This is a genomic window from Terriglobales bacterium, from assembly GCA_035624455.1.
Lineage (GTDB): Bacteria > Acidobacteriota > Terriglobia > Terriglobales > Acidobacteriaceae > DASPRM01.
The window spans coordinates 1-2,819 of sequence record DASPRM010000097.1 but is presented as its reverse complement, the minus strand read 5'-3'; the positions used below and the strand labels follow the sequence as shown (position 1 = coordinate 2,819).

Here is a 2,819-nt window from a genome sequence, read left to right as displayed (position 1 = left end):
GTTCTACCGAGTGGGTGGAGACTTCAGCTTCAATTACCGCACCTTTAACTTGTTCGGGCAGTTCCTCTACGGCCGCGACCAGAACCTGCTGCCTTCGATGCCCCCGGAGGCGCAACTTCCCACTGGCTTCATCACCGGCAGTTCAGCCCATTTCAGCGGCGGCTTCCTGGAGGCGGACTACCTTGCCTACCCCTGGATGATGGTGATCATGCGGTGGGACCGGGTGAACTCCAGCGCCGACTTGCTGAATGGGGCAGGCAGCACCCTGACAACCGGCTCCCCGAATTACTTCTCGTCTTTCAGTTCCGTGCGGAACCGCTATACGCCTGGAATTCAGTTTCTGATTCACGCCAACATCAAAACTTCATTTGAGTACCAAATCCGCCCACGGCAGATCGTGTACGCTCCCGGATCTGCGGCCACCATCAGCAATGCCTTCCGTACGAATTCAGCCGTAGCGGGATTGGAGTTTGTGTACTAGGAGACTCGGAAGCAGAAAAATCGGCGGTGGCTATGTTCAGCAGCTAGGCTGCGCCTACTGATGAGCGGCTTGGGGCACGAGGCGTGACGGATACGAAGGGCCAGTTTTTCCGCAGTCTGCTGGAGGTGGAAATCGGGGAGGCTGCCTTCCCGCTATTCCTAGTTTTCGAGGAGAAAGCAATGAGACAGAGTGTTCTGATCGCAGCAGTCCTAATCCTGGCGGCCAGCGTGGCGGCCAGCGCAGGAACCATTAGCGGCAAGGTCTCCGGTGTTTCTGGTGAATCCGTAGTCTACGTCGATACCGTTCAGGGCAAAACTTTTCCCCCTCCCACTGCCCATCCGGTCATTGATCAAAAAGGACTCATGTTTCAACCGCACCTCACGGTCGTGCAGGTGGGTACCACCGTGGACTTCCTGAACAGCGACTCGGTGGCGCACAACGTCTTCTGGACTTCGGTCGGGGGCAACAAGAAGCTGACTCATAACCTGGGGACGTGGCCGAAGGGAGAAAAACGCTCCTTCAAGTTCGACAATCCCGGGGCAGTGCCCTTGCTGTGCAACGTGCACCCGGAGATGTCGGGCTACGTAATTGTTTCACCCACGCCCTATTTTGTGATCACAGACAAGTCCGGCGAGTACAAGATCGAAAACGTTCCGGACGGCAGCTACACCGTGGTCGCCTGGCACGAGGGTGCCAAGAACCAATCCAAGGCAGTGAACGTGGCCGGCGATACCAAGGCGGACTTCACCCTCAGTAAGTAAGGGAAAAGGGGAGCGGTTGCCCGAGCTCCGCCGCCGTTCCCCAGCTTTCCCGGGATGTGAACCTGTTGTCGGTAGAGTGAAGAAAGCCGAACTGGGCATGCTGAAACGATTCCAACATAAGAGAGTCGATGGGGACTGGCTGAACACCAATTTCCCCTGCATGATGGCATGCCCGGCTCACACCAACGCCGGGCGATATGTGGGGTTGATAGCGGAAGGGCGCTTTGCAGAGGCCTACCGCTTTGCCCGCGAACCGAATCCACTGGCCTCGATCTGCGGACGGGTGTGCGCACATCCCTGCGAGACGGCATGCCGGCGCGGCGAGATCGACAAGCCCATCTCGATCCGGGCCCTCAAGCGCTTTCTGACGGAGAGATACGGACCTGAATCCAAGCACCCCATCGATGTCAATCGCGGCCGTTTGCAGGCGAAGCTTTCCCAACGCGTGGCGGTGATCGGAGGCGGTCCAGTCGGTCTGTCTGCGGCCCACGACCTCGCCTTGATGGGTTATTCGATCACCATCTTTGAAGCAGCACCCGTGGCGGGAGGAATGCTCTACTTGGGGATTCCCGAATACCGTCTGCCCCGCGATGTGGTGGAAGCGCAAGTGCGCGAGATTCTCGAAACGGGAGATATCACTCTCCAGCTGAATCATGCCGCTGGGCGGGATTTCACGGTGTCGGACCTGCGGCGGCAGGGTTTTGACGCAGTACTGATCGCAGTCGGCGCACACCGCAGCCGCGACCTGACTATTCCCGGTGTCGATCTGGACGGTGTACACAAAGGCATCGACTTCTTGCTCAACGTCAACTTGGGATACAAGTTCACGATCGGGAAGAAAGTTGTAGTGATTGGTGGTGGCAATGTCGCCATGGATGTGGCGCGTTCCGCTGCCCGTGAAGTCGTCAAGCAGCACGCTGCTGGGGTGGAAGCCGTGGAGCCCTCGGCCGAGAGCGTCAGCGCAGTCGCGACCCGCGAGATGGTGGATGTGTCGCTCTCGGCACTGCGTCTGGGCGCGCGAGAGGTAAACATTGTCTGCCTGGAACGGCGCGACGAAATGCCGGCAGCGCTCGAAGAGATCGAAGAGGCCGAAGCCGAAGGCATCATTCTCCATCCCGGGTTCGGGCCCAAGCGTTTCCTGGGCGAACAGGGGCGCGTGGTCGGGCTGGAGACGCTCCAGACCAAGTGGGTCTTCGATGCGAACCGGCGTTTCAACCCGGCCTTCTACGACGGCAGCGAAAGCGTAATCGAGTGCGACACGATCATCATGGCCATCGGACAAGCTCCGCGCCTGGACTTCCTCCAACCGGAAGACGAAGTGGAGATCTCGCCCCGTGGGCTGATCGCGGTGAACCCGCAGACGCTGATGACCTCGGCGGCAGGAATCTTCGCCGGCGGCGATTGCGTATTCGGACCGAGGCTGATCATCGACTGCGTGGCCGACGGCAATCGGGCAGCCATCGGCATCGATGAGTACTTGCAAGGACGCAGGCATCCCGCGCCGGTGATTGAGGTCGAGATCTTCACGCGCCATTCCATGCCGCTTGACCTCATGGATATCCTTCGCCAGCCAATCC

General features: G+C 59.4%; 3 protein-coding genes. All 3 read left to right on the top strand.

The annotated features are described in order from the left end of the window. On the top strand, positions 1-481 hold a 481-nt coding region (locus VEG30_10430), incomplete at its 5' end, for a hypothetical protein (protein ID HXZ80335.1). Positions 482-660: 179 nt separating this feature from the next. Continuing rightward, on the top strand, positions 661-1,242 hold the full coding sequence (locus VEG30_10425; GenBank protein HXZ80334.1) for a carboxypeptidase regulatory-like domain-containing protein: 582 nt from the start codon (positions 661-663) through the stop codon (positions 1,240-1,242). 97 nt (positions 1,243-1,339) lie between these two features. Beyond that, the coding region (locus VEG30_10420) for an FAD-dependent oxidoreductase (GenBank protein HXZ80333.1) at positions 1,340-2,819 on the top strand (1,480 nt) is incomplete at its 3' end.

Bases quoted from the DNA above. Each gene is read 5' to 3' on its own strand.
- VEG30_10425 (HXZ80334.1), top strand. From the start codon at position 661: ATGAGACAGAGTGTTCTGATCGCAGCAGTCCTAATCCTGGCGGCCAGC.